A 532-nucleotide genomic window follows, 5' to 3' on the forward strand; every position below is an offset into this window, starting at 1 on the left:
ACTGAATGACAGACCGGCTGATGCCGGTAGGTTCATGGGTTGTGGCTGAAGCCTGTGCTGTGGGTATGGCGGTCGAGATAGTTCATGATGGTTTCATCGGTAATGTTGCCGCTGGTTGTCGAGAAGTATCCCCTGGCCCAGAAGCGCTGGCCCCAGTAACGCTTGCGGATATGCTCGAACTCCTGCTGGATTTTGCGCGATGAGCGCCCCTTGGCTTTGCGCACGAAGTCGCTGACGGCGATGTGAGGCGGGATTTCCACGAACATATGGACATGGTCGCGGGACAGCGCGCCATGGATGATTGTGACGCCCATCTCGGCGCAGACCTGCTTGATAATGTCGCGCACTCTGAGACGGACCTCGCCATGGAGCACCTTGAAGCGATATTTGGGTGCCCAGACGATGTGGTAGCAGTGGTGAAAAATCGAATGACTGCCGGTGCTGTAACCCATAGTCTGTATCCTCGGAAAAAATGACAGTTCAGCCCTTCGGGCCTGTCATTTTTTCCGAGGATACAGACTATTCCCCGAGG

1 protein-coding gene is annotated in these 532 nt (G+C 55.5%); it reads right to left on the bottom strand.

Annotation, left to right across the window (positions count from 1 at the left end; genetic code table 11):
* Window positions 1–32: 32 nt before the first annotated feature.
* Entirely contained in the window at window positions 33–452 is a 420-nt protein-coding gene (gene tnpA / locus L3X40_RS22150; RefSeq protein ID WP_237367477.1) for an IS200/IS605 family transposase, read from the bottom strand.
* Window positions 453–532 lie beyond the last annotated feature (80 nt).

Source organism: Rhizorhapis sp. SPR117 (assembly GCF_021742065.1).

Coding starts and splice junctions, on each gene's coding strand:
- tnpA (WP_237367477.1), bottom strand. CDS start 452: ATGGGTTACAGCACCGGCAGTCATTCGATTTTTCACCACTGCTACCAC.